This is a genomic window from Bartonella sp. MU70NMGDW (assembly GCF_042194085.1).
Taxonomy (GTDB): Bacteria; Pseudomonadota; Alphaproteobacteria; order Rhizobiales; family Rhizobiaceae; genus Bartonella; species Bartonella grahamii.
On the sequence record NZ_JBHIMK010000447.1, the window covers coordinates 1 to 951 of the forward strand.

Consider the following 951-nt stretch of genomic DNA (forward strand, 5'->3'; position numbering starts at 1 on the left):
AGCTCAGCTGGATAGAGCACCAGACTACGAATCTGGGGGTCAGGAGTTCGAATCTCTTCGGGTGCGCCATCTATCAAATATCTTACTTATAAAGTGAGACTCTTTAAATTATTTATTTTGTAATTTATTTTTACCTATCTTTTTTTGTATTTTGTTATTTCATTCTGTTGTGAGTCGTTTCTTTAGCCATTTTGCTAGAATAGGATGTTATGAGTCCTTCAATTCAGCCCTAAGGCGCTTTTATTAGCTAATAATTGTAGCGATTGCATGAGTAGCGTGTGTTGTTGTTTTCTTTTTTCAATCTATGAGCTTGTTTTCGGTCTCTTCCGGATTATACTCTCTAATCAGTTAGGTAATTTTTTACGTGCTTATTTCTAATTTTCCATAACTGGATGTTTCTGAATATTTTATTCCTAGTAGTCCCATCTTAATAGGCACTTCAGATATGCCACCATAAATTCCGGTTTATCACCATGTAAAACTTTTTCAGTATGTTATTGGAAAGAACAAATAAACTACTTCTAAAACGTACCACCATCAAACACTTATGGTATCCATTAATATCATCAGAATTTTGTTGCAAACCAAAGCTTCTTTTCGAAATATTTTTAATTGAATTAAACGTATTTTTACTGCTTAAAAGCAGAGAGATTCTTTTTCCCAAAAAACAATAAAACTCTTCTTGTGCTTCTTTAGCATTATCTCTTGCATGGCATATCATCGACTTCTATGATATCTTAATATTTTCTGTTCTCTATGAATTTTTCTAATTAACCTATGGGGTACAGATCTCGAATATTAATAAAAGATAAGTTTAAAGAATTTTTCCATGCCTAAAACAGATATTGAAATTGCTCGCACTGCTAAAAAACAACATATTATTGAAATTGCACAAAAAATTGGTATCTCACATGAAAATCTCATTCCCTATGGCCATGATAAAGCTAAAAT

General features: G+C 31.9%; 1 protein-coding gene and 1 tRNA gene. Both read left to right on the forward strand.

From position 1 onward, the window contains the following. A tRNA-Arg gene (locus tag ACFIKE_RS11540) sits at positions 1 to 69 on the forward strand. A 760-nt stretch (positions 70 to 829) separates the two neighbouring features. Continuing rightward, positions 830 to 951 (forward strand): formate--tetrahydrofolate ligase (locus ACFIKE_RS11545; RefSeq protein ID WP_375650081.1); only part of this gene is annotated, 122 nt, incomplete at its 3' end.